Annotated in this window: 15 protein-coding genes; 5 read left to right on the forward strand and 10 right to left on the reverse strand. The window is 36.1% G+C overall.

All coding sequences use genetic code 11. The annotated features are described in order from the left end of the window. Window positions 1–5: 5 nt before the first annotated feature. Window positions 6–1,778, reverse strand: a complete 1,773-nt coding sequence (locus KXJ69_RS10615) for a 1-deoxy-D-xylulose-5-phosphate synthase (RefSeq protein ID WP_219053089.1) — start codon at window positions 1,776–1,778, stop codon at window positions 6–8. 79 nt (window positions 1,779–1,857) lie between these two features. Between KXJ69_RS10615 and KXJ69_RS10620 the strand changes: the two genes are divergently transcribed. Then, the gene (locus tag KXJ69_RS10620) at window positions 1,858–2,307 is read left to right on the forward strand and encodes a nucleoside deaminase (protein ID WP_219053090.1); all 450 of its coding nucleotides are present in this window, start codon (window positions 1,858–1,860) and stop codon (window positions 2,305–2,307) included. A gap of 59 nt (window positions 2,308–2,366) precedes the next feature. Here the strand turns inward: KXJ69_RS10620 and KXJ69_RS10625 are convergent, their stop codons facing one another. From KXJ69_RS10625 to aspS, 4 genes are all read right to left on the reverse strand, one after another. Beyond that, window positions 2,367–2,564, reverse strand: a complete 198-nt coding sequence (locus KXJ69_RS10625) for a cold-shock protein (RefSeq protein WP_219053091.1) — start codon at window positions 2,562–2,564, stop codon at window positions 2,367–2,369. Between the two features lie 97 nt (window positions 2,565–2,661). Beyond that, window positions 2,662–2,907 carry a hypothetical protein gene (locus KXJ69_RS10630; protein ID WP_219053092.1) on the reverse strand — a complete coding sequence of 82 codons (246 nt, stop codon included), beginning with the start codon at window positions 2,905–2,907 and terminating at the stop codon, window positions 2,662–2,664. Continuing rightward, window positions 2,908–4,701 (reverse strand): chloride channel protein, encoded by a 1,794-nt coding sequence (locus KXJ69_RS10635; protein ID WP_219053093.1) that lies wholly within the window; start codon window positions 4,699–4,701, stop codon window positions 2,908–2,910. It lies immediately after the preceding gene. A 34-nt stretch (window positions 4,702–4,735) separates the two neighbouring features. Then, complete coding sequence (aspS, locus tag KXJ69_RS10640) at window positions 4,736–6,490, reverse strand: aspartate--tRNA ligase (protein WP_219053094.1); 1,755 nt, start codon at window positions 6,488–6,490, stop codon at window positions 4,736–4,738. Between the two features lie 160 nt (window positions 6,491–6,650). Between aspS and KXJ69_RS10645 the strand changes: the two genes are divergently transcribed. Both KXJ69_RS10645 and KXJ69_RS10650 read left to right on the forward strand, forming a co-directional pair. Continuing rightward, a complete protein-coding gene (locus tag KXJ69_RS10645) occupies window positions 6,651–9,611 on the forward strand; it encodes a SusC/RagA family TonB-linked outer membrane protein (RefSeq protein WP_219053095.1) in 2,961 nt (986 codons plus the stop codon). Between the two features lie 12 nt (window positions 9,612–9,623). Continuing rightward, a complete protein-coding gene (locus KXJ69_RS10650; protein ID WP_255571319.1) occupies window positions 9,624–10,922 on the forward strand; it encodes a RagB/SusD family nutrient uptake outer membrane protein in 1,299 nt (432 codons plus the stop codon). Window positions 10,923–10,991: 69 nt separating this feature from the next. Here the strand turns inward: KXJ69_RS10650 and KXJ69_RS10655 are convergent, their stop codons facing one another. From KXJ69_RS10655 to KXJ69_RS10670, 4 genes are read right to left on the reverse strand one after another with little or no spacing between them, the layout of a single operon-like run. Continuing rightward, window positions 10,992–14,489 carry an efflux RND transporter permease subunit gene (locus KXJ69_RS10655; protein ID WP_219053096.1) on the reverse strand — a complete coding sequence of 1,166 codons (3,498 nt, stop codon included), beginning with the start codon at window positions 14,487–14,489 and terminating at the stop codon, window positions 10,992–10,994. Next, window positions 14,482–15,660, reverse strand: a complete 1,179-nt coding sequence (locus KXJ69_RS10660; protein ID WP_219053097.1) for an efflux RND transporter periplasmic adaptor subunit — start codon at window positions 15,658–15,660, stop codon at window positions 14,482–14,484. The genes KXJ69_RS10655 and KXJ69_RS10660 overlap by 8 nt, the downstream gene beginning before the upstream one ends. Window positions 15,661–15,686: 26 nt before the next feature. Then, window positions 15,687–17,036, reverse strand: coding sequence for a TolC family protein (locus KXJ69_RS10665; RefSeq protein WP_219053098.1), 1,350 nt, complete (start codon window positions 17,034–17,036; stop codon window positions 15,687–15,689). Then, window positions 17,029–17,637, reverse strand: a complete 609-nt coding sequence (locus KXJ69_RS10670; protein ID WP_219053099.1) for a TetR/AcrR family transcriptional regulator — start codon at window positions 17,635–17,637, stop codon at window positions 17,029–17,031. Before KXJ69_RS10670 ends, KXJ69_RS10665 begins: the two co-directional genes overlap by 8 nt. Before the next feature lie 143 nt (window positions 17,638–17,780). Here KXJ69_RS10670 and KXJ69_RS10675 point away from each other — a divergent pair, with 143 nt between their 5' ends. Continuing rightward, complete coding sequence (locus KXJ69_RS10675; RefSeq protein ID WP_219053100.1) at window positions 17,781–18,755, forward strand: polyprenyl synthetase family protein; 975 nt, start codon at window positions 17,781–17,783, stop codon at window positions 18,753–18,755. On the opposite strand, the gene KXJ69_RS10680 is transcribed toward KXJ69_RS10675, so the two are convergent. Continuing rightward, a complete protein-coding gene (locus KXJ69_RS10680) occupies window positions 18,752–19,216 on the reverse strand; it encodes an alpha-ketoglutarate decarboxylase (protein WP_255571320.1) in 465 nt (154 codons plus the stop codon). The genes KXJ69_RS10675 and KXJ69_RS10680 overlap by 4 nt on opposite strands. Window positions 19,217–19,386: 170 nt before the next feature. Between KXJ69_RS10680 and KXJ69_RS10685 the strand changes: the two genes are divergently transcribed. Beyond that, on the forward strand, window positions 19,387–22,125 hold the full coding sequence (locus tag KXJ69_RS10685) for a 2-oxoglutarate dehydrogenase E1 component (protein WP_219053102.1): 2,739 nt from the start codon (window positions 19,387–19,389) through the stop codon (window positions 22,123–22,125). The last annotated feature ends 3 nt before the right edge of the window (window positions 22,126–22,128 follow it).

Genomic DNA, 22,128 nt, shown 5'->3' on the forward strand with positions numbered 1-22,128 from the left:
TTTTTTTAAAGATATTTTTCGAGTGTGTTATTTATTTTTTCTGAAGAAATTCCTGCTAAATCTTGAAGTTGTTCTACAGTTCCGTGTTCTGGAAAAATATCAGGAATCCCTATAATCTCAACAGTAGAAGTATAATTGTTTTCTGAAGCAAACTCTAAAACAGCACTTCCAAAACCTCCTTTTTTAATACCGTCTTCAACTGTAATAATAGTTGTGTATTTTTTGAAAACACTATGTAATAATTCTTCATTTAATGGTTTTACAAACCGCAAATCATAATGTGCAATCAGATTAGGATTGCTTGTATGGGAAATTGCTTCAGTGCAATTATTGGCTATCGTTCCAACAGAGAGAACAGCAATTTTTGAACCCTCCTTTAGACAGACACCTTTGGCTATTTCAATTTTAGAATAGGGTTTCTTCCAATCTATTATATTTCCTCTCCCACGTGGATATCTGATGGCTATTGGATTATCTAAACCCAATTGAGCTGTATATAAAATATTTTGAAGTTCTTCTTCATTCCTTGGGGCAAATACAATTAAATTTGGAATACAGCGTAAATACGCTAAATCGAAAATACCATGATGTGTAGCACCATCTTCTCCAACAATTCCAGCTCTATCTAAGCAAAATATGACAGGGAGCTTCTGCAAACAAACATCATGAATTAACTGGTCATATGCTCGTTGTAAAAAAGTAGAATATATATTACAAAAGACAATCATTCCTTGAGTAGCAAGTCCTGCTGCTAATGTTACCGCATGTTGTTCTGCAATGCCTACATCAAATGCTCGTTTGGGATAGGTATCCATCATACATTTTAGGGAGCTTCCAGTTGGCATTGCGGGAGTTATGGCAACGATTCTTTCATTTTTTGAAGCCAGCTCTACTAAGGTTTTTCCAAATACATCTTGGAATTTTGGAGGTAGTTCAACGTTACTTTTAGGAATTAAATCACCTGTATCTGCATTAAATTTTCCTGGGGCATGATAGGTAACTTGATCTTCCTCCGCCTGACGAAGTCCTTTTCCTTTTGTCGTTATCACGTGCAAAATCTTTGGGCCAGAGACACTTTTTAATCTCGTTAATTCAGAAATTAACTTGTCTAAATCATGACCATCAATAGGGCCAGAATAATTAAAATTTAATGCTTCAAAAATATTGTCACTTTCGGGAATGGTGTCTAAGGTAACCTTTGTTAAATACTCTTTTAATGCACCTACACTTGGATCAATTCCAATGGCATTATCATTTAAAATTACTAATAGGTTAGTGTTGGTTACCCCGGCATGATTCAATGCTTCAAAGGCCATTCCGCTAGCAATGGAAGCATCTCCAACTACGGCAATATGTTGTTTTTTTGAATCTCCTCTCAGCTGAGCGGCGATTGCCATCCCCAATGTCGCTGAAATGGCTGTGCTACTATGACCCACCCCAAAAGGATCATATATACTTTCATCTCTTTTTGGAAATCCACTTATACCTCCTAGCCGTCTGTTTGTGTGAAAAATATCCTTTCTACCAGTTAATATCTTATGTCCGTAAGCTTGATGACCCACATCCCAAACTAAGACATCATTAGGGGTGTCAAAAGTATAATGTAGTGCAATTGTTAGTTCTACAACACCCAAACTAGCACCAAGATGTCCTTCTTTGGTGGCTACGATATTTATAATAAAGTCACGTAATTCCTGGGCAAGATGAGGTAGTTGATCTACAGAAAGCTTCCGAAGATCTTTAGGAAATTGAATTGAATCCAGTAATTTTTTTTGCACGAAGCAAAGATACAGTTATTCCCACTTTTTAATCATCAAGACTTTTTGAATTTGTATTTTTGAATATCTATTTTAGATTATGTTACAGCCATTAGACGATGCCTATTTTATGAAAAAAGCTTTGCAAGAAGCTGAAACTGCTTTTGAAAAGGGTGAAGTTCCCATAGGTGCTGTGGTGGTTTGTAAAAATCAGATTATTGCTCGTGCCCATAATCTTACCGAAGCGCTAAACGATGTAACGGCACATGCCGAAATGCAAGCCATTACTGCAGCAGCTAATTTTTTAGGGGGGAAATATTTAAAAGATTGCACCCTTTATGTAACGCTTGAGCCTTGTCAAATGTGTGCTGGAGCACTATTTTGGAGTCAGATTTCTAAAGTGGTTTTTGGTGCTCGTGATACTGAGAGAGGGTGTATAGCATTAAAGACGAAACTTCATCCAAAAACGGAAATGATAGGAGGTGTGATGAAAGAGGAGACCTCGCATTTATTGAAACGTTTTTTTATAGAGAAAAGAAACTTAAATTAAAAAAACCCTCCGAAGCTATACTCGGGAGGGTTTCAAATTCGGTTAGTTACAAATATATCTTAGTCGTGGATAACGCGAACTTTTGCTGCTACCACTCCTTTTCTTCCTTCTTCTTCTTCATATTCTACTTTGTCTCCTTCGTTAAGGGCTTCGCCATTAAGTCCGGTTACATGTACGAAAATGTCTTTTCCGGTCTCATCGTTGGTGATGAATCCGTAACCTTTTGATTCGTTAAAAAACTTTACTGTTCCTTCCATTGTAATAAAAAAATAAATTAATAATATCCCAAAGGTAGTATAATTATGGACTCGAAAATGAAGAAATTATCAAATTTTTTTTAAAATAATACCTGATTTATAGCTTTTTGTCTTTACTATATGCTTGCATTTTCTCAATATTTTCCTTGGTAAGCATGTAGTCTTTTACATTTTTATTCTTCCAACGATGGTAGACAAACAAAGGCATAAGGACTAAAAATAATCCAGAAACAGAAAGCCCAATAAGTAAATCACCCATTTTTGGATCATCTGGTTTAACATAGAAACCCGTAATTAGGGCAACTACTATGGCAATGAATAATATGATTAAAAAGTATTTCATTTATTTTCCTGAAAAATCGATTAATTTTCTTCGGTAGGCAGTTAGAAGTTTTGATTTTGATACAAATCCAAAATAACAATTTTGAGAAACAACTGGCAAATTCCATGCCCCTGAATCTTGAAATTTTTTCATAACGTCAGTCATTTTATCCTTTTCTAAATCAATAATTTCCAATGGGTTTTGCATAACATCTCTCGCAGTAACTTCAGTATATAAACTTTGATCAAACATGACAGGGCGCAGGTCATCTAGTAATATTATTCCTTCCAGAGTATTGGTTTCGGGATGGACCACAGGGAAAATGTTTCGGTTAGATTTTACCACTGCTTTATGTACAATATCTCCGAGAGTCATTTCTGGATTAATAGAAATAAAATTTTGCTCCACGACAGATTGAATATCCATTAGCGTAAGTACAGCATGGTCTTTATTGTGTGTAATAAGTTCCCCTTTTCGTCCTAACTCCATGGTGTAAACCGAATGAGGATGGAAGTATTTGGTAATTGAAAACGAAATCGCTGCGGTTATCATTAACGGAATAAAAAGTTCGTATCCACCGGTTACTTCGGCAATTAAGAAAATTGCAGTTAGGGGCGCGTGAAGTACTCCAGCCATTACACCTGTCATCCCGACCAAGGTGAAATTACTTTCAGAAATATTAAAAGATAACCCTAATTGATTCAAAATTTTGGCAACCGTATAGCCCATAATACTTCCCATAAATAGGGTAGGGGCAAAAATACCTCCAACACCTCCAGCACCGAAGGTTAGGGAAGTTGCAATGACTTTAAAAAATACCAATCCACCCAGCAACCCAATCACCGTCCAACTGTTTGATAAATCTAAATGGAGAAAATTATTTTGCAATGCGGCTTCGGGGTTTCCTTGTACCAGATTATTCATTATATCGAATCCTTCCCCATATAAAGGTGGGATAAAATAGATGAGTATTCCAATTCCTAATCCACCAATAATAAGACGCTTTATGGGAGAGGCAATTTTGTCGAATAATTTCTGAATACGTTCGTACATTTCAGTGAAGTAAATAGAGACAAAACCGGCAACAATACCTAGAATAATATAAAATGGAATATCCTTCAACTCAAAGGAATCTTCAATTGAAAAAGGAAGAAGAATATCATTTCCGAAGAAAAAATAAGAAGTAATAATGGCTGAAACTGAAGCTAACAGTAAAGGAATTAATGAGGCCAATGTTAAATCTAAACTAAATACTTCTACGGCAAAAATGATGGCAGCTATAGGCGCTTTAAAAATGGAAGCCATAGCTCCGGCAGCTGCACAACCAATAAGTAATGTGCGTGTTGCCTGATTTAAATGAAGGAATCTCGAAAGGTTGGAGCTGAACGCTGCACCTGTGGCAACGGTGGGTCCTTCTAGTCCAACAGATCCTCCAAACCCTACCGTAATTGGAGCTGCAATAAGGCTTCCAAACATCTGAAACCGTTTCATTATTCCTTTTTTCTTGGAAATGGCAAAAAGGGTAGATGGGATGCCGTGGTTTACTTTGTTACGAAGAACATATTTAATATAAAGATAGACGATAGTAAACCCAATAATTGGAAAAATAAAATAGAAGGCGGCATGATAATCTTTAACCAACTTTCCTTCCAATAAGGTTTGAATAAAATGGGTTAAGTTTTTGATGATTACGGCACCAATCCCAGCCATAAAACCTACCAAAATGCTTACGATAAAAACAAACTGCTTATGGGATATGTGCTTTAAGCGCCATATCAAAAAACGAGTAAGCAATGTTTTTCTTTGTGTGGGCATACAAAAAAATCCTGCCGTAACAGGATTTAAAAACTTAGGGTTTTAATACTACTTTTAAATTTAATTCATCTAATTGATCTTTATCTATAACCGCAGGTGCATCTATCATGACATCTCGACCTGCATTGTTTTTAGGAAATGCAATAAAATCGCGAATAGTTTCCTGTCCGCCTAAAATGGCTACCAATCTATCTAGTCCAAACGCGATGCCTCCGTGAGGAGGGGCGCCGTATTGAAAGGCATCCATTAAAAAACCAAATTGAGCCTTTGCTTCTTCAGGCGTAAAGCCTAAATAGTCAAACATTTTTGATTGGATTCCTTTATCGTGAATACGAATGGATCCTCCTCCAATTTCATTTCCGTTTAAAACTAAATCGTACGCATTTGCCTTTACATCTCCTGGATTGGTTTTTAATAACTCCATTTGCCCCGGCTTTGGAGAGGTAAATGGATGGTGCATCGCGTGGTAGCGGTTTGTGTCTTCATCCCATTCTAGTAATGGGAAATCGACAACCCAAAGGGGAGCAAATTCCGTATGTTTTCGAAGCCCAAGTTGTTCGGCAAGGTGCATTCGTAAAGCACTTAGCTGTGTTCTTACTTTGTTTGTTTCACCTGAAAGGACACAAATTAAATCACCAGGCTTAGCTCCTGTTGTTTCGGCCCATTTTGCTAAATCTTCTTCCGTATAAAATTTATCGACAGAGGATTTAAAAGTACCGTCTTCATTATAACGACAATAGACCATTCCCAAAGCGCCAATTTGTGGCCGTTTTACCCAGTCTATGAGATTGTCTATTTCTTTTCGAGTAAAAGAATTACCGCCCGGTACAGCGATTCCCACCACTAATTCGGCAGAATTAAAAACATTGAAGTCTTTGTGTTGAGAAACAGCATTTAATTCTCCAAAATCCATCCCAAAACGAATGTCTGGTTTATCATTTCCGTAGCGTTTCATGGCCTCGTCATAGGTCATTCTTGGGAAATCCCCAATGTTAACACCATTAATTTCTTTTAGTAAATGTCGTGTTAACCCTTCAAATGTATTCAGGATATCTTCTTGTTCCACAAATGCCATTTCACAGTCTATTTGGGTAAATTCTGGTTGTCTATCGGCACGTAAATCTTCATCGCGGAAACATTTAACAATTTGAAAATATTTATCCATACCTCCCACCATTAATAACTGTTTAAAGGTTTGTGGAGATTGGGGAAGCGCATAAAATTGACCAGCGTTCATTCGGCTTGGAACCACAAAATCACGTGCCCCTTCAGGGGTTGATTTTATAAGGTAAGGAGTTTCAACTTCAACAAAATTCTTGGCAGAAAGATAATTTCTTACAGCCATTGTCACTTTATGACGAAAAATTAAATTTTCGCGAACAGGTTTACGACGAATATCAAGATAACGATACTTCATTCTTAAATCTTCCCCCCCATCGGTTTCATCTTCAATAGTAAAAGGAGGCGTTAGTGAATTATTTAAAATAGTAAGTTTGGAAACTAATATTTCAATATCTCCTGTAGGTATATTTGGATTTTTAGATTCTCGTTCAATCACAGTTCCAGTCACTTGAATTACAAATTCACGCCCAAGTTTGGAAGCGACTTCCATAACTTCTTTAGGAGTTCTTTCTTCATCAAAAATTAATTGGGTAATCCCATAACGATCACGAAGATCGACCCAGATCATAAATCCTTTATTACGTAATTTTTGCACCCACCCAGAAAGGGTAACGGTTTCGTTAATATTGATTTTTGTTAACTCACCGTTGCTATGTGTTCTATACATGATTTTAAAAATAAAGTGCAAAGGTAATAAGAAGTTAAGATAGAGATTGCAATTTTTTAAGGTATCTCAATTGTTTGCATTTTATAAATATCATATCGGAATCGAGGAGGATTGATAAATCTTTAGTAACTTAGTTGGATAAAACTCAAAACCAAAAACTATGAAACAAAACGACTTTAAATTCAGGATACTCCTGTTTTTATTTATTTCCCCTTTTTTAATGGTGGCACAGGTGTCACTCACGGGGACAGTAAACAGCGATAAGGGGGATACAGTTCCCTTTGCAAATGTAATTGAGAAAGGAACTTCTAATGGAACCACCACAGACGTAGATGGAAAATTTACTATTGAGGTTTCAAATCTTCCCGCAACCTTGGTATTTTCATCTCTTGGGTTTGAAACATTGGAACAATCTGTTACAACAGCCGGTGTTGTCAATGTAACCATTATTGAATCTGCCGAATCCCTTGAGGAGGTTGTAATTACGGGTTTAGCTTCTTCAACAAAACGATCCAACTCGGCGAATTCGGTGGCTTCTATTACCGCCAATGAGCTTATTGGAACTACTGCGCAATCTGGACTTGACGGTGCATTGTACGGCAAGTTTAACGGTGCAGAGATAAAAGCCAACTCTGGAGCTCCCGGGGGAGGTATTTCTATGAGATTAAGAGGGGTAACATCCATATTTGGAGACCAACAACCATTATTTATTGTCGATGGGATTTATGTTGATAATTCAACTATTGGTTTAGGAAACAATGTGGTGAGTGAAGCTGCTGGTGGTGGAAATCCATCTACCAATCAGGATGACGCAACCAACCGTATTGCAGATATTGATCCAAACGATATTGAAAATGTTGAAATCTTAAAAGGAGCTTCTGCAGCGGCTATCTATGGATCTCGTGCAGCGGGTGGGGTTGTAATTATTACTACCAAAAGAGGAAGACTAGGCAAACCTAAAGTTTCATTATCACATACAGTAGGTTTGAGACAAGCGACACAATTATTAGGTTTAAGAGATTGGGATCAATCTGAAATAGAAGGCTTAGGAGGTCCGTCTAACTATAATTTAGAGGCTTTAAGAGATTATGAGAAGGAACTTTTTGGAACGACTAGGATGTCATTCAGCACAAGATTTTCAACCTCGGGAGCAAAGGAGAATACAGATTATTTCTTTGGAGCAACCCACACTAAAGAACCTGGATTGGTTGATAATACGGGATATACTAAAAGCTCTATTAGGCTTAATTTAGGGCAAAAGTTTACAGATTGGCTGGATTTATATGTAACTTCAAATTATATAAATTCTGAAGCGGATCGTGGATTCTTCAATAATGGTAATGCTAACCGTACTGTTGGTTACGCCTTAGCATTTACCTATCCTTGGGAAAATTTATCACCCGTGGATGGTGTGTATCCTCAAGGAGGTGCTGGATCAAATGTTTTAGAAACAGTTGCCTTGACGAGAAACGAAGAAAAAATAAATCGTTTTATAGGAAGTGCTACTTCTAATCTTAAATTGGTAACAACAGATAGTAACAGGTTAAAACTTGTTTTACAAGGAGGTTTTGATCAGTACACCTTACGTTCAACTAGTATTTTTCCAAGAGCGTTGTCCTATTTTAGAGATCCATCTTCTTTAGGAGGGGTGGCTATTTCTGGATCAACAGTAAATACAAACTTCAATTTATCTGCCTTTTTAGTTCACGATTTAAACTTAGATAACGGTTTAAGCTTTACGACTCAGGTGGGTAATTTCTTGCAGAATTTCGATCGAAATACAGTAATAACAATTGCTTCTGGATTAAATGGATCGCAAACGAATTTAGGTCAAGCATCCAACGTATCAACTTCGCAAGTTATTATACCCCAAAGAGATACAGGATTTTTTGGTCAAACCGAAATAAACTGGAGTGATAAAGTTATCGCTACGGTGGGTGTTAGAGGTGATAAATCAACAAACAACGGAGATGCGAATAAAACGTATTATTACCCTAAAGGTAACTTAGCGGTTAATATTCACAAATTCTCAGATTTAGGATTTGTAAGTACATTTAAGCCGAGAGTTGCATATGGAGAGTCTGGAAGGTTCGCGCCATTTAACGCTCGTTTTACCAATTTTAATGCTCAATTTATTGGTGGTGTATCGGGTAATACAATAGGTAACCTAAGAGGAAATCCTAATATTGAACCAGAAAGACAATCTGAATTAGAATATGGTTTAGATTTGGGGTTATTTAATAACAGGATAAGAGTGGAGGCATCTTTATATAATAAGAAAATCGATGATTTATTATTACAGGCTTCTACCCCAACTTCTAGTGGATTTACAAGTCAATTTACTAATGGGGCTGAGCTCGTAAATGATGGGATTGAGTTATACCTTGATGCCTTAGTTGTAGATAGTGATAACTTCTCTTGGAGTACTAATCTAAAGTGGTGGAAAAATAAATCTGAAGTGACTCGCCTTGATGTGCCAAGCTTTACTGTTGGAGGGTTTGCGGCTTCATTAGGAACCTTCCAAATTCAAGAAGGAAAACCTGCGACACAAATTGTGGGAACCTACGACCCAAGCGCTTATACAGATGCTGAAATCGCTGCGAGAGATCCTGAGGGAGATGGATTTTTTGTGTATGGTGATGCGGAACCAGATTTCCAGATGTCTTGGTCTAACAATATTAAGTTTAAGAATATCGAATTGTCGTTCCTATGGCACTGGAAAGAAGGTGGTGATGGAATTAACCTAACGACACTTTTATATGACCTTGCTGGAACTACTTGGGATTATGACGAATTTGGTCTTGACCCTTCGGGACAATTAGCTAATGGTCCTTATCGTGCAAGTCAGGCATTTGTAAATCCTGATCCAGTAATTGAAGATGCTGGATATATAAGATTAAGAGAAGTAGGAATTTATTATACCCTTCCTTCTGGGTTGATAAAGTATGCCGATAAAATACAATTTGGTTTTTCTGGAAGAAACTTGATAAACATATTTGATTATAATAGTTATGATCCTGAAGTTTCAAATTTTGGAAATAACGTATTAGCAAATAACGTGGAGGTAACTCCTTACCCAGCATCTAGATTTATTAACTTTCACTTAAATGTGGACTTTTAAAATATAACAATCATGAAATATATAAAATATATACTTATAAGCAGTATGGTGGTATTTACTGGATGTACGTTGGACGAAATTCAAAATCCAAACTCACCCAGCGAAGAAACTTTTGCTGAAAATGCATCTCAAGCAGATATTCAACTTTTAGCCGTTGGGCTAGAAGCTGTAATGCGAAATGACATAGCATTTCATTATAACTCGGTTAGCATTTTAGCTAGAGAATATTATGACTTATCTGGGGTCGATCCGAGATATACAGGAGAACTTTTAAAAGGACCGTTAGATAACAATGGATTTTTAACAACGCGTGCTTTTGCAGCGTGGTATAAAGTGGTCAAGTCTGCTAATTTGTTAGTGCCAGCGGTAGAGAATTCCCTTGCTGGATTTTCGGATGAGACTAAAAATGGATATTATGGTTTTGCCAAAACCCTTAAGGCATATGCGTTATTAATGGTGGCAAATCGAAATTATACCAATGGTATTAGGATTGATGTTGAAGATCCTGATAATTTAGGGCCGATTGTAAGCTATGAAAATGCTTTATCTGAAATAATGGATTTATTAAATGAAGCGAATTCAAACCTTGCATCTGCAGGAGGTTCTTTTGATTTTAATACTACTTTAGGGTTTGATACTCCTTCAGATTTTTCCAAATTTAATAGAGCCATAGCTGCTCGAGTGGCATTATACCAAGGGGACAATCAGCAAGCTCTGTCTATGTTAAGCAACTCATTTTTCGATTTAAACGGAGATTTATGGACAGGAGCTACTCATGTGTTTGGACTAACTGGGAATGACCTTCAAAATACGCTGTTTCACGTATTAAACCAATCTGGACAGGAATTTATGATTCATGATTCTTGGATCAATGATGCAGAAGCCGGGGATTTGAGAGTAGCAGAGAAATCGAACCTTTTTGATGGAGGGACCGTTCTTTTTGATGGTTTAACGGCTGACTATCAAATTGCCCTTTACGATAGTAATGTGGATCCCATTTATTTAATTCGAAATGAAGAATTGATTCTTATTTATGCAGAAGCTCAAATAGGTCTGGATAATAACCAAGCAGTTGCTGCCATCAATGTTGTAAGAAATGCAGCTGGGATAGGTGACTATTCAGGAGATACTGATAATAATTCGTTGATTGAAGAAGTACTTAAACAAAGGAGATATTCTCTTTTAGGAGAGGGACATCGATGGATTGACTTGAGACGTTTAAATAGATTGAATGAAAACTATGTTCCGCTTGATAGAACTGGCGATAACATTATTGATGCTTTCCCAACTCCTTTCACAGAAGGACTATAAATTTAAATTGAAATAAAACAAAAGCCCTTCAGATTAATGAAGGGCTTTTTTTATGAATTATTATTCTTTTTATGAAGCACTTTCAGCAATTGTTTCGGTTTTTCCAAACCAACCTCTCAAGCGCAATTTCAACCTATGCACAATATAAAACAATACAGGCACAATAATTAAGGTTAAGAAGGTTGCAATGATTAATCCATAGATAACGGCCCACGCCAAGGGTCCCCAGAAAATAACGTTGTCTCCACCAATGTAGATATTTGGATTAAATTCTGAAAATAATGAAAAGAAATCCATATTAAACCCAATGGCCAATGGGATTAACCCTAATACCGTTGTAATGGCTGTTAACAATACTGGACGTAAACGAGCTTTACCTGCTTTAATAATAATCTCCTTCACTTCTTGTTTAGGAAGTAAAGCATTATCATCAATATCCAATTCTACCATTCTCCTATCTATTAGAAGTTGGGTGTAATCTAAAAGAACCACACCATTATTTACAACAATACCCGCTAGAGATATAATCCCCATCATAGTCATCATAATGACAAAAGAAGCTCCAGTAATCAAAATCCCACCAAAAACCCCAATAAAGCTCAAGAAAATTGCCAACATAATAATGGTTGGTTTTGAAATCGAGCTAAACTGAAAAATAAGGATTAGCATAATTAATCCTAGTCCCGAGAAGAAAGCCCCCATTAAAAAAGCCATTTGCTTATTTTGTTCTTCAATTTGACCCGTATAATCAATAGATACTCCTTTAGGGAGTTCAGTAAAGTTTGCCATTTCAGTTTGTATTTGGCTTACAATAGCTCCTGCGTCGGTATACCCTGGCTCGAGGGCAGAATATACAGTTACCACCCTCTTTTTGTCACGGTGTTTTATAGCACTAAATGAAGATGTGTTTTTTCTAGTGGTAACAGCAGATAAAGGTATTTCCTTTAATTGTCCAGTAGCTTGATCTCTAAACGTAATGTTTTGGTTAAATAAAGCACTTTTGCTATCCTTATTATCTTCATTAAAGCGGATATTAATATCAAAATCATCTCCATCTTTTTTATAAATACCTGCTTTTTCACCAAAAACCGAACGACGTAATTGATTCCCTACTTGCCCAGCAGAAACACCTAATTCTCCTGCTTTTTCTCGATCTACATACACCTGCATGGAAGGCTTGCCTTTGTTTACATCAATTTTTAACTCATCAATCCCAGCAATATTTCGAGAATTAATAAAGTTTCTCATGATTTCTGCCGTTTGAATAAGCTGATCATAATCATCTCCTTCAATTTCAATATTAATAGGATACCCTGCTGGAGGGCCTGCGGCATCCTTTTCAACCGAAATGGCAACACCAGGATAAATTCCTTTTAAAGCTTCTTGAACTTTTTTTCGCAGTACTTCACTGTCTTTCCCTTTTCTAAATTTATATTCGCGCATAGTTGCTGTAATCTTCCCACGATGTGGCATTTCGGCTGAGCTACCTCCATCGGTCTGTGGGTTTCCAGCTCCTTCTCCTACTTGGGATACAGCAGATTCTACCAAGAAATTATAACCATCACTCTCTTTATATTCATTGTCATTTACAATACCATACACGCGCTGCTCAATATCCTTTGTAATGGCATTGGTTTTTTCTATATCTGTACCTTGAGGATATTCGATATACACTATAATTTGGTTGGGCTTATTATCTGGGAAAAATTCAACACTTGTTCTTTGGCTACCTATGGAAGCTCCAAATAATCCAAAAACAATAAATAGCAACAGAAAAGTTCCACCAAAAAAAGCGAATGGCTTCCATCCTGTAAGAGCGAAATTGAGAGTTCTTTTGTATTTTTCTTCTAACCACGGAAGTGAATGACGTTGAAAATAATTAGCCCATCTTTTCAAAAAGTACTTATAAATCCAAAATAAAACGGCCGTAAAAATCATTAGTGTCCCTAAACCTCTAATGGCTCCACCTACTAATAAAATAATAATTCCCAATCCTCCCAAAATTGATGAAAGCATGAGTAAACTTTTAAGAGAAAGGACTCTTTCTTCCGTTTCCATAAATTGAGAAACCAATACAGAGTTCATAAAAATGGCAACAAATAGCGAAGACCCCAAAACTACCGATAATGTAATAGGGAAATAAATCATGAATTCTCCCATAACTCCTGGCCACATTCCTAATGGGACAAAGGCCGCCACGGTAGTTAATGTTGAAATAATAATTGGGAAAGCGATTTCACCAATACCTTTTTTAGCGGCTTCAATTCTGGACATGCCTTCCTCATCCATGAGACGATATACATTTTCTACCACTACAATTCCATTATCCACCAGCATTCCTAATCCCATGATTAAAGCAAAAAGAATCATGGTATTCATGGTATAGCCTAAAGCAGAAAGAATCATAAAACTCATAAACATAGACATTGGAATGGCAAACCCCACAAACAATGCATTCCTGAATCCTAAGAAGAACATGAGTACAGTAACCACCAGTATAATACCAAAGATTATATTATTTACAAGGTCATCTACTTGATTTAACGTTTTGGCAGATTGATCATTGGCAATTGTTACCTCCACATCTTGTGGGAATACATTTTCACGAGCATCTTCAATAATTTTTTCAATTTTTTGTGCTGCCTCAACCATGTTTTTCCCAGCGCGCTTCTTTACATCAAGCATTACTACGCCTTCTCCAAATTCTCGAGCGTAGGTAGTTTTTTCTTCTTCTTGAAAGCTCACTTTGGCAACATCTTTTAAGTAAACGGCCCCATTTTGAGTTTTTACAACAAAATTTTCAAGTTCTTCGGGTTTTTCTATCTCTCCTAAAATTCGGATGGTTCTTCGTTGACCACTGGCAATAACATTTCCAGCAGACATCGTCATATTTCCATTTCTAATGGCATTGAGGATGTCATCAAAACTCACTTTGGCCGCCATCATCTTGTAAATATCTACGGCAACCTGTACTTCTTTTTCTTGTGCACCTCGAATATCGGCTTGTTTAATTTCCTCAAGATCTTCAATTCTATCCTCAAGATATTCTGCAAATTCTTTAAGTTTTTCAGTAGGATAGTTTCCTTTAATATTGATGTTACTTATAGGAGTTTCTTCAGAAAAATTAAGATCAAAAACGTTGGGTTCGACCTTGGCATTATTAAAAGTAGGCCAGTCTTCACTAGCCTTTTCAGAATCGACTTCGTCTTTAACTTTTGTTTTAGCCTCTTCAACTGTAATATTTTCATCAAATTCAACAGTAATAATACCGTAATCTTCTTGTGAAGTTGAAATTATTTCCACAACATTACTTATGTTTTTAAGACGATCTTCAAGGGGGTCTACTATAAGACGTTCAATATCTTCGGCAGTGTTTCCTGGATATGGAGTACTTATGTAAATTTTGGTTTCTTTAATTTCTGGGAAAGTCTCCCTAGGCATACTAGAATAGGCACCAGCTCCTAAAAAAAGAATAATAGCAATTACCACATAAATAGTGGTTTTATTATCGATTGCCCAGGAGGAGAGTTTAAACTCTTTATCTACACTTTTTTTCATTTTACTCATTGCCATCCATCTTTAAAATTTGTACAAACTGACCATCTTTTACGCTTCTAGCACCTTCATTTATAATGGTATCGCCATTCTTAACACCTTCCAAAATCTCCACAAAATCGCCTTCTGTTTTCCCTGTGGTAACAATTACACGTTTTGCTATAAATTCTGAAGCATTTTCACTTTGATTGGTTACATAGATATATTGATCTCCATTTGCGTTTTCAGAAAGTACACTTTGTGGGATTAGAATAGCTTCGGTATTCGTGTAATCATTAATTTTTAACTGAGCCGTTAAATTAGGTTTGATTGTTTTTTTGTTGTTAGGAACGCTAACTTCTATCTTGAACGTCCTGTTTGAAGGGTTGATGTAATTACCTACTTGTCTTACATTTGAGCTTACATGTTCCCCCAAAACAGGAAAATAGATATCTACTTTTTTCCCTTCTGTAACGCTGCTTAAATAGGTTTCTGGAACTTCGGCTTCTATATACATATCGCCTAGGTTTACAATACGAATCACTTCAGACATTCCAGCACTTACAACAGTTCCTTGCTCGCTCATTACGTCATCTACAATTCCTGAAAAAGGGGCTCTTATAGTTGTTTTAGCAACTTGAGCTTTCATTTGGTTTACGGCATTTTGCTGTGCTTCATAATTAGCTTTTGCCTGAAGGTATTGTATTTCGCTTCCTATCTTCTGATTCCAAAGCTTTTCTTGACGTTCAAATGTAGTTTTTGCCAATGCAGTTTGTACTTCAATTTGCGAAAGTTGCTGCGATAATCCGCCGTCATCAATACTGGCTAACAATTGTCCCTTAGTAACCTTTTGTCCTTCTTTTACATACACTCTTGTGAGAGTTCCAGAGTATTCGGGATAGAGAACGACATTCTTTTTAGTTTCTACATCTCCTTGAATTTCAATGAAATGATTGAACTCTTTTTTCTCTGCCTTAAATACAGTTACCAACGGAAGCTTTCTTACGGTATCTAATTTTGAAATTGCTTCGTCAATGGCTTTTAGCTCATCGTTAATAGTGCTTTGTTGTAATACAATTTCGGCTCTTTTCGCTCTTATTGATTCAAGATTTCCAGACTCGATTATGGCTTCGGTTGATTTTTTATCACCTCCACAGGAAACAATTACTAAGGCTGTGAGTAATAGGATGGATATATTTTTCATGAGTGTGTTTTTATGTGGCTAATTTTTTAGTTGTTGAATTCCACGGAATTTAATACCGTTTCTAATTGTGTTTTGGCATTGATTACATCTAGCATCGATTGAAAATACTGCTGCTGTGCTGTGTATAGTTGCGTTTGGGCTTGGCGTAAATCGAAACTAGTCGAAAGGCCTTCCGTAAATTTTATCTGATTCTTATTTTCGATGCGTTCTGCTAATGCTAAGTTTTTCTTGGCATTTTCGTATTTATCGATACTAAATTGGTAATCACTTTTTGCGGTGTCAAACTGAAGCTTCACATTTTGGATCGTTTCTTCCAATTGTGTTTTTGATTGATCCAAAGCAATTCTAGCTTGCTGAGTTCTTGCACCGCGCATACCACTGCTAAAAATAGGAATGTTCATACTTACCCCAAGAATGGAGGATTGATACCAAATTTGATCATTGTCAAAAAAGGTAAAACTATTGCTGTTTGCCTGAGTTCCATAATTAACAAATGCAGAAAGGCGTGGTAAGGCACGACTTTTTTCCAATTTCATTTCTAGCGAACGTTGTTCGGTAAGATTGAAGGCAATTTTATAGTCGATATTATTTTCTATAGAAAGGTCTTCGTTTAACGTAGTTAATTGGATATTTTCTTTTGTTAGTTCGTCGAGATTTTGGGTTAATTTAACTTCAGCGTTAATATCAATACCTAGTGATGCATTAAACATTTGCTTTGCTATACCCTTCATTCGTTCTGCATTGTTGAGGTTGGTTTCAATGTCCAACAAGGTAATTTCCAGCTGTTCTACATTTTCTTCCTCGGTGAGTCCGTTTTCATAAATTTTCTGAGTTTCGAATAGATTTTTTTCAAGATTCTCTTTATTCTTTCTGAAAATGGCTACAAGTTCTTCGGCGAGTAATACACTTCCATAAGCATTAATGACACCTTTTCGAACTTCCAACTGTGTTTTTTCGTTTGCATTTTCAGAATAATCTAGAAAAGCTTTTGCTGCTTGTAGCCCTACAAGATAGCTTCCGTCAAAAATAAGTTGTTCTAGTGTTGCTACTGCATTTGCACTTTGCTTAGTGCCAAAAACGACAGGTGAAAAAGTGCCAGGCTCGCCTCCAAAAAATTCAGATGGAATTAAAGAAACAGGCTGTTTTAAATTGTTATTGTACGAGACGTTTCCGTTGATTTGCGGAAGACCCGTGGCAGTTGTTTCCCATTTCTTTTTGATGGCCTTTGCAATGTCTCTTTTGGCGTTCAGAGCAGTGTAATTACTGTCTAGCGCAAAAGTAACTGCTTCTTCCAATGAAAAAGAATAGGTTTTTTCTTGGGAAAAGGCAATGACCGAATAGAAAACAAAAATAATTAAGGTGAGTTTTTTAGTCATTGGTTTTTGTATTGATGAATTGGTTTAGTATTTCTTTTCCTTTGTCTGTTACGATTCCTCTAAGGTGATATTCCAGATAATCTTCCATTATCAAAATTTTAGGGAATTGGTGGGTAGGGAAAATAGTTTCGTTGTTAATTTCACTGAGTGCCAAAAAGTATATTCTTGAAATAAAGTCGATGTTAATGTTTTTACGGTAATAGCCACCTTCTACACCTCTCTTAAGGTTGTCCACCGTGCATTGGTTCATGTTTTTAAACTTCATTTCTTTGATCATAGCGTATATCTCAGGATAATACTTTTGAAGTTGATATTGCGGAGATGCTTTCTCATTTTTAAGTTGAAGCATGGCAAACTTCTTCATCTCATAAAGCTCTTCAATAGGATTTTTATCTAAAGACATAATGTGATCTATACCACAAGTAATAGAATGAAAAACACTTAACACGGTTTCTTTAATAAGCTCGGTTTTATTGTTGAAATGTGTATATATTGTTTTCTTTGAGATGCCCATTTCATTAGCAATGTCGTCCATGGTCACACTTTTAAAACCAAGGTTTATAAACATCTCTGCTGCTTTTTGTATAATTTTTTCTTTCATAATAGGGGGCAAAAGTACCACAAGGAAACTTTAAAAACAATAGAAGTTTCCAAAGTTTTACAATTATTTAACATTTGCTTATTTTCAGAACTATTTGTGAAGTCATTTAATTTCCAAACCTTATTTTAGCGACAAATTTTGTTATGAAAGAACTGGACTTCTTTAAAGATGCATTGGAAAAATCACTTGGCTCTCGAAATGTAAATGTAGAACCAGAACAACTTTATTCTCCCATTAATTACATTCTTTCTTTAGGTGGAAAGCGACTTAGACCTGTGCTAACATTAATGACTTGTGATTTTTTTGGAGGGGATTATAAAGAGGCCATGCCAGCTGCTATGGCAGTCGAGTTGTTTCACAATTTTAGTTTGATTCATGATGATATTATGGATGAAGCTCCTTTGAGAAGAGGTAAAGAAACGGTTCATAAAAAGTGGGATATTAATACAGGAATTTTATCGGGAGATGCTATGCTTATATTGGCATATCAGTATTTTGAATCTTATGAACCTGCTCTTTTTCAAGAATTGGCAAAATTATTTAGTAAAACAGCTATTGAGGTTTGTGAAGGACAGCAATACGATGTCGATTTTGAAACTCGAAACGATGTTTCCATTCCAGAGTATTTAAAAATGATAGAATATAAAACAGCTGTTTTAGTAGGTGCTGCGATGAAAATGGGAGCAATTGTTGCAAAAACATCTAAAAAAAACAAGGAGGATATTTATGAATTCGGAAGAAATTTAGGAATCGCTTTCCAGTTGCAAGACGATTATCTCGATGCTTTTGGAGACCCCGAAACCTTTGGGAAACAAGTGGGGGGTGATATTTTATCGAATAAAAAAACCTTTCTTTTCTTAACAGCCTTGCAAAGTGGGACAGAAAATGATGTGGCCGAATTAAGAACTTTTTTTAAAAGTAAATCTGAAAATAACGCTCAAAAAATAGAAAAAGTAAAAAGTATTTTTGAGACTTCTGGGGCAAGCAAAGCCACGCAATTAGAGATTGAAAAATATACAGATAAAGCTTTTGAAACACTTGAAAACCTTGATCTTTCAGAAGATAAAAAGGAAAAACTAAGAGTTTTTGCCAAAAACTTAATGAATAGACAGGTTTAAAAATAGACTCTCACAAAGGGCATCCAGGCATTTGCATAAATACTTCTGTTAGAATCATAAAGAACATCATAGCGTATTCCCATTGTAAAATTTTGGTTTCGATACCCAGCTCCTAAAAATAAAGCTGGATACCAATAATTTTCATCTTCGATAGCAAAAGCAGTATCATATTTTCGGGAAACATTTAATTCTTCAAATTCTGCAGAAAATTGTAGTTCTGGAATAACATTAAAAAGAGAAAGTATACTCCCTCCAACGATAGTAGATTTATAAGTATTCTTTAAACTGTTATAGGTTCCGTTAAGTCCAACACCCAAAGCAACTTGATCATTAAATTCATAAATAGCACTTGGAGCAATTGTCCCGCTAAAAAAACCATCTCCAAAACTCAATCCAAGTCCGCCACCAAACCTAACATGATCCCAAAATTTAAAGGAATCATCCTGTGCTTTTAGACTCAAAAAAGAGGAAGTTAGAAAACAAAAAATAACGATAAAAAGAATTCGAAACTTCATAATACGCAACTAAAAGTTAATGCATTTATAAATATATAAAATCGCTCATAGTAATTATTGGATTTATTGTATTTTTGTACTCGCTTTATTCAAAAATTAGAGCCCGACATTTTACTATGGATCGATTTTCTTTTCTAAATGCTGTGCATCCCGCTTATATTGCAGAGCTTTATGATAAATACCTTCAATTTCCAGACACTATTGAGCCAAGTTGGCGTGCTTTTTTTCAAGGATTTGATTTCGGAATTGAAAATGGATCTTTAGAAGCACTTGGTATTAAAAGTGGCTCTATTGTTCCTGAGGGAGTTTTAAAAGAATTTCAAGTCATTAAACTTATCGATGCCTATCGTAATAGAGGTCATCTTTTTACCAAAACAAATCCCGTACGAGAACGAAGAAAGTATACACCCTCTTTAGCATTAGGAAATTTTGGACTTGGTGAAGAAGATTTAGATCTTCAGTTCGAAGCAGGATCTATTATTGGCTTAGGTAAAACGACACTTCGAGATATAGTTAACCATTTAGAAGCTATTTACTGCGACTCGATCGGGATTGAGTATATGTATATTCGGAATCCAAATGAAATTCAATGGATTCAGGATTGGTTAAATGTAAATGATAATCATCCTAAATTTTCTGCCGAAGAAAAAAAGCATTTACTAAAAAAATTAAATGAAGCTATTTCATTTGAATCGTTCCTTCATTCAAAATATGTGGGTCAAAAGCGTTTCTCAATTGAAGGTGTAGATTCTGTTATTCCAGGCTTGGATACTTTAATTGAAAAGGGTTCAGAAAAAGGAATCGAACATTTTGTGGTAGGAATGGCACATAGAGGCCGATTGAATGTATTGGCAAATATTTTCGGAAAATCGCCAGAAGCCATTTTTAGCGAATTCGATAGTAAAGAATACGATGAGGAGGAATTGTTTGACGGTGATGTAAAATACCATATGGGATGGACGAGTTTCCGTTCTACCGACAAAGGTAAAAAAGTTCGAATGGATTTAGCTCCCAATCCTTCTCACTTAGAGACCGTAAATGCTGTTGTTGAAGGTATTGCGCGCGCCAAACTGGATAACCAATGGGATGGAGATGAGAAAAAAATTCTACCTATTTTAATTCATGGAGATGCCGCTATTGCTGGTCAAGGTGTGGTGTACGAAGTGGTGCAAATGGCACAATTAGATGGCTATAGAACAGGTGGAACCATCCATATAGTAGCAAATAACCAAGTTGGTTTTACGACAAATTATTTAGATGCACGTTCCTCAACCTATTGTACCGATGTTGGTAAAGTAACCCTTTCGCCAGTGTTGCATGTAAACGCGGATGATGTGGAAGCTGTTTGTCATGCGTTTTCGTTTGCGCTTGATTTCAGAATGAAATTTGGAAGAGATGTCTTCCTAGATATTTTGGGATACAGAAAATATGGGCATAACGAAGGGGATGAACCTCGATTTACACAGCCAAAATTATATAAGGCAATAGCCAAACATAAAAATCCTAGGGATATTTATGCCCAAAGATTGGCAAAGGAAGGGATTATTGATGGCCAGTTTGTTTCGCAATTAGAGGACACATATAAATTAGATTTAGAGGAAAATTTAGAAGCTTCTCGTAAGAAAGATAAAACCGTAATTACTGAAATTTTAGCAGATGACTGGAAATCTTATAAGCTTGGTAATCTTCAGGATATTTTAACTAAAACAGATACCAAGTTCAGTTTAGAAACACTTGATAAGCTTGCTGAAGGCATTACCAAACTTCCTGAAAATAAAACATTTATAAAAAAGATTCAACGTATTGTTGATGATAGAAAACAACGTTATTTTGAAACCAACGAATTGGATTGGGCCATGGGAGAATTACTCTCCTATGCTACCCTTATGGAAGAAGGTTTTAACGTTCGTATTTCGGGTCAAGATGTAGAACGAGGTACGTTTTCACACAGGCATGCTATTATTAAAACGGAAGACGATTCTGAAGAAATAAACCTTCATAATAATTTAGGTTTGGAGGGTAAAATGTATATTTATAATTCACTGCTTTCAGAATACGGAGTCGTTGGATTTGATTATGGATATGCGATGGCCGCCCCAAAAACATTAACTATTTGGGAAGCACAATTTGGAGATTTTTCAAATGGAGCTCAAATTATGTTGGACCAATATATTTCTGCAGCAGAGTCTAAGTGGAAAGTACAAAATGGATTGGTCATGCTATTGCCTCACGGATATGAAGGACAGGGATCTGAGCATTCTAGTGCACGTATGGAGCGATATCTTCAATTGTGTTCAAGGCATAATATGGTGTTGGCCGATGTTACAACACCAGCCAACTTTTTTCATTTATTGAGAAGACATATGAAGTGGAATTTTAGAAAACCACTTATTGTATTTACACCTAAGAGTTTGTTGCGTCACCCTAAAGTTGTTTCAACAAAGGAAGAATTAGCTCAAGGCGAATTTCAAGAAGTAATTGATGATACTTCGGTCGATAAAAAGAAAGTTACTTCGTTGGTTTTCTGCACAGGGAAATTTTATTATGATTTAGTAGAACGAAGAGAGGAAAATGGAAGAGATGATGTTGCGTTCGTTCGTTTAGAACAATTATTCCCATTAGCCTTAGATAAAATTGAAGCTATAATAAAATCATACCCTAATGCAACAGATTATGTTTGGGCACAAGAGGAGCCACGTAATATGGGTGCTTGGGGATATTTATTAATGAATTTTAACCTAGTGAAACTACGTGTAGCTTCACGAAACGTGTATAGTTCGCCAGCTGCGGGAAGTAGCACGCGATCTAAAGCAAGACATAAAAAAGTGATTGATAGTGTTTTTGAAACACCTTAAATA

Source organism: Halomarinibacterium sedimenti (assembly GCF_019312585.1).
Classification (GTDB): Bacteria; Bacteroidota; Bacteroidia; order Flavobacteriales; family Flavobacteriaceae; genus Halomarinibacterium; species Halomarinibacterium sedimenti.

Coding starts and splice junctions, on each gene's coding strand:
- KXJ69_RS10620 (WP_219053090.1), top strand. CDS start 1,858: ATGTTACAGCCATTAGACGATGCCTATTTTATGAAAAAAGCTTTGCAA.
- KXJ69_RS10625 (WP_219053091.1), bottom strand. CDS start 2,564: ATGGAAGGAACAGTAAAGTTTTTTAACGAATCAAAAGGTTACGGATTC.
- KXJ69_RS10630 (WP_219053092.1), bottom strand. CDS start 2,907: ATGAAATACTTTTTAATCATATTATTCATTGCCATAGTAGTTGCCCTA.
- KXJ69_RS10635 (WP_219053093.1), bottom strand. CDS start 4,701: ATGCCCACACAAAGAAAAACATTGCTTACTCGTTTTTTGATATGGCGC.
- aspS (WP_219053094.1), bottom strand. CDS start 6,490: ATGTATAGAACACATAGCAACGGTGAGTTAACAAAAATCAATATTAAC.
- KXJ69_RS10645 (WP_219053095.1), top strand. CDS start 6,651: ATGAAACAAAACGACTTTAAATTCAGGATACTCCTGTTTTTATTTATT.
- KXJ69_RS10650 (WP_255571319.1), top strand. CDS start 9,624: ATGAAATATATAAAATATATACTTATAAGCAGTATGGTGGTATTTACT.
- KXJ69_RS10655 (WP_219053096.1), bottom strand. CDS start 14,489: ATGAGTAAAATGAAAAAAAGTGTAGATAAAGAGTTTAAACTCTCCTCC.
- KXJ69_RS10660 (WP_219053097.1), bottom strand. CDS start 15,660: ATGAAAAATATATCCATCCTATTACTCACAGCCTTAGTAATTGTTTCC.
- KXJ69_RS10665 (WP_219053098.1), bottom strand. CDS start 17,036: ATGACTAAAAAACTCACCTTAATTATTTTTGTTTTCTATTCGGTCATT.
- KXJ69_RS10670 (WP_219053099.1), bottom strand. CDS start 17,637: ATGAAAGAAAAAATTATACAAAAAGCAGCAGAGATGTTTATAAACCTT.
- KXJ69_RS10675 (WP_219053100.1), top strand. CDS start 17,781: ATGAAAGAACTGGACTTCTTTAAAGATGCATTGGAAAAATCACTTGGC.
- KXJ69_RS10685 (WP_219053102.1), top strand. CDS start 19,387: ATGGATCGATTTTCTTTTCTAAATGCTGTGCATCCCGCTTATATTGCA.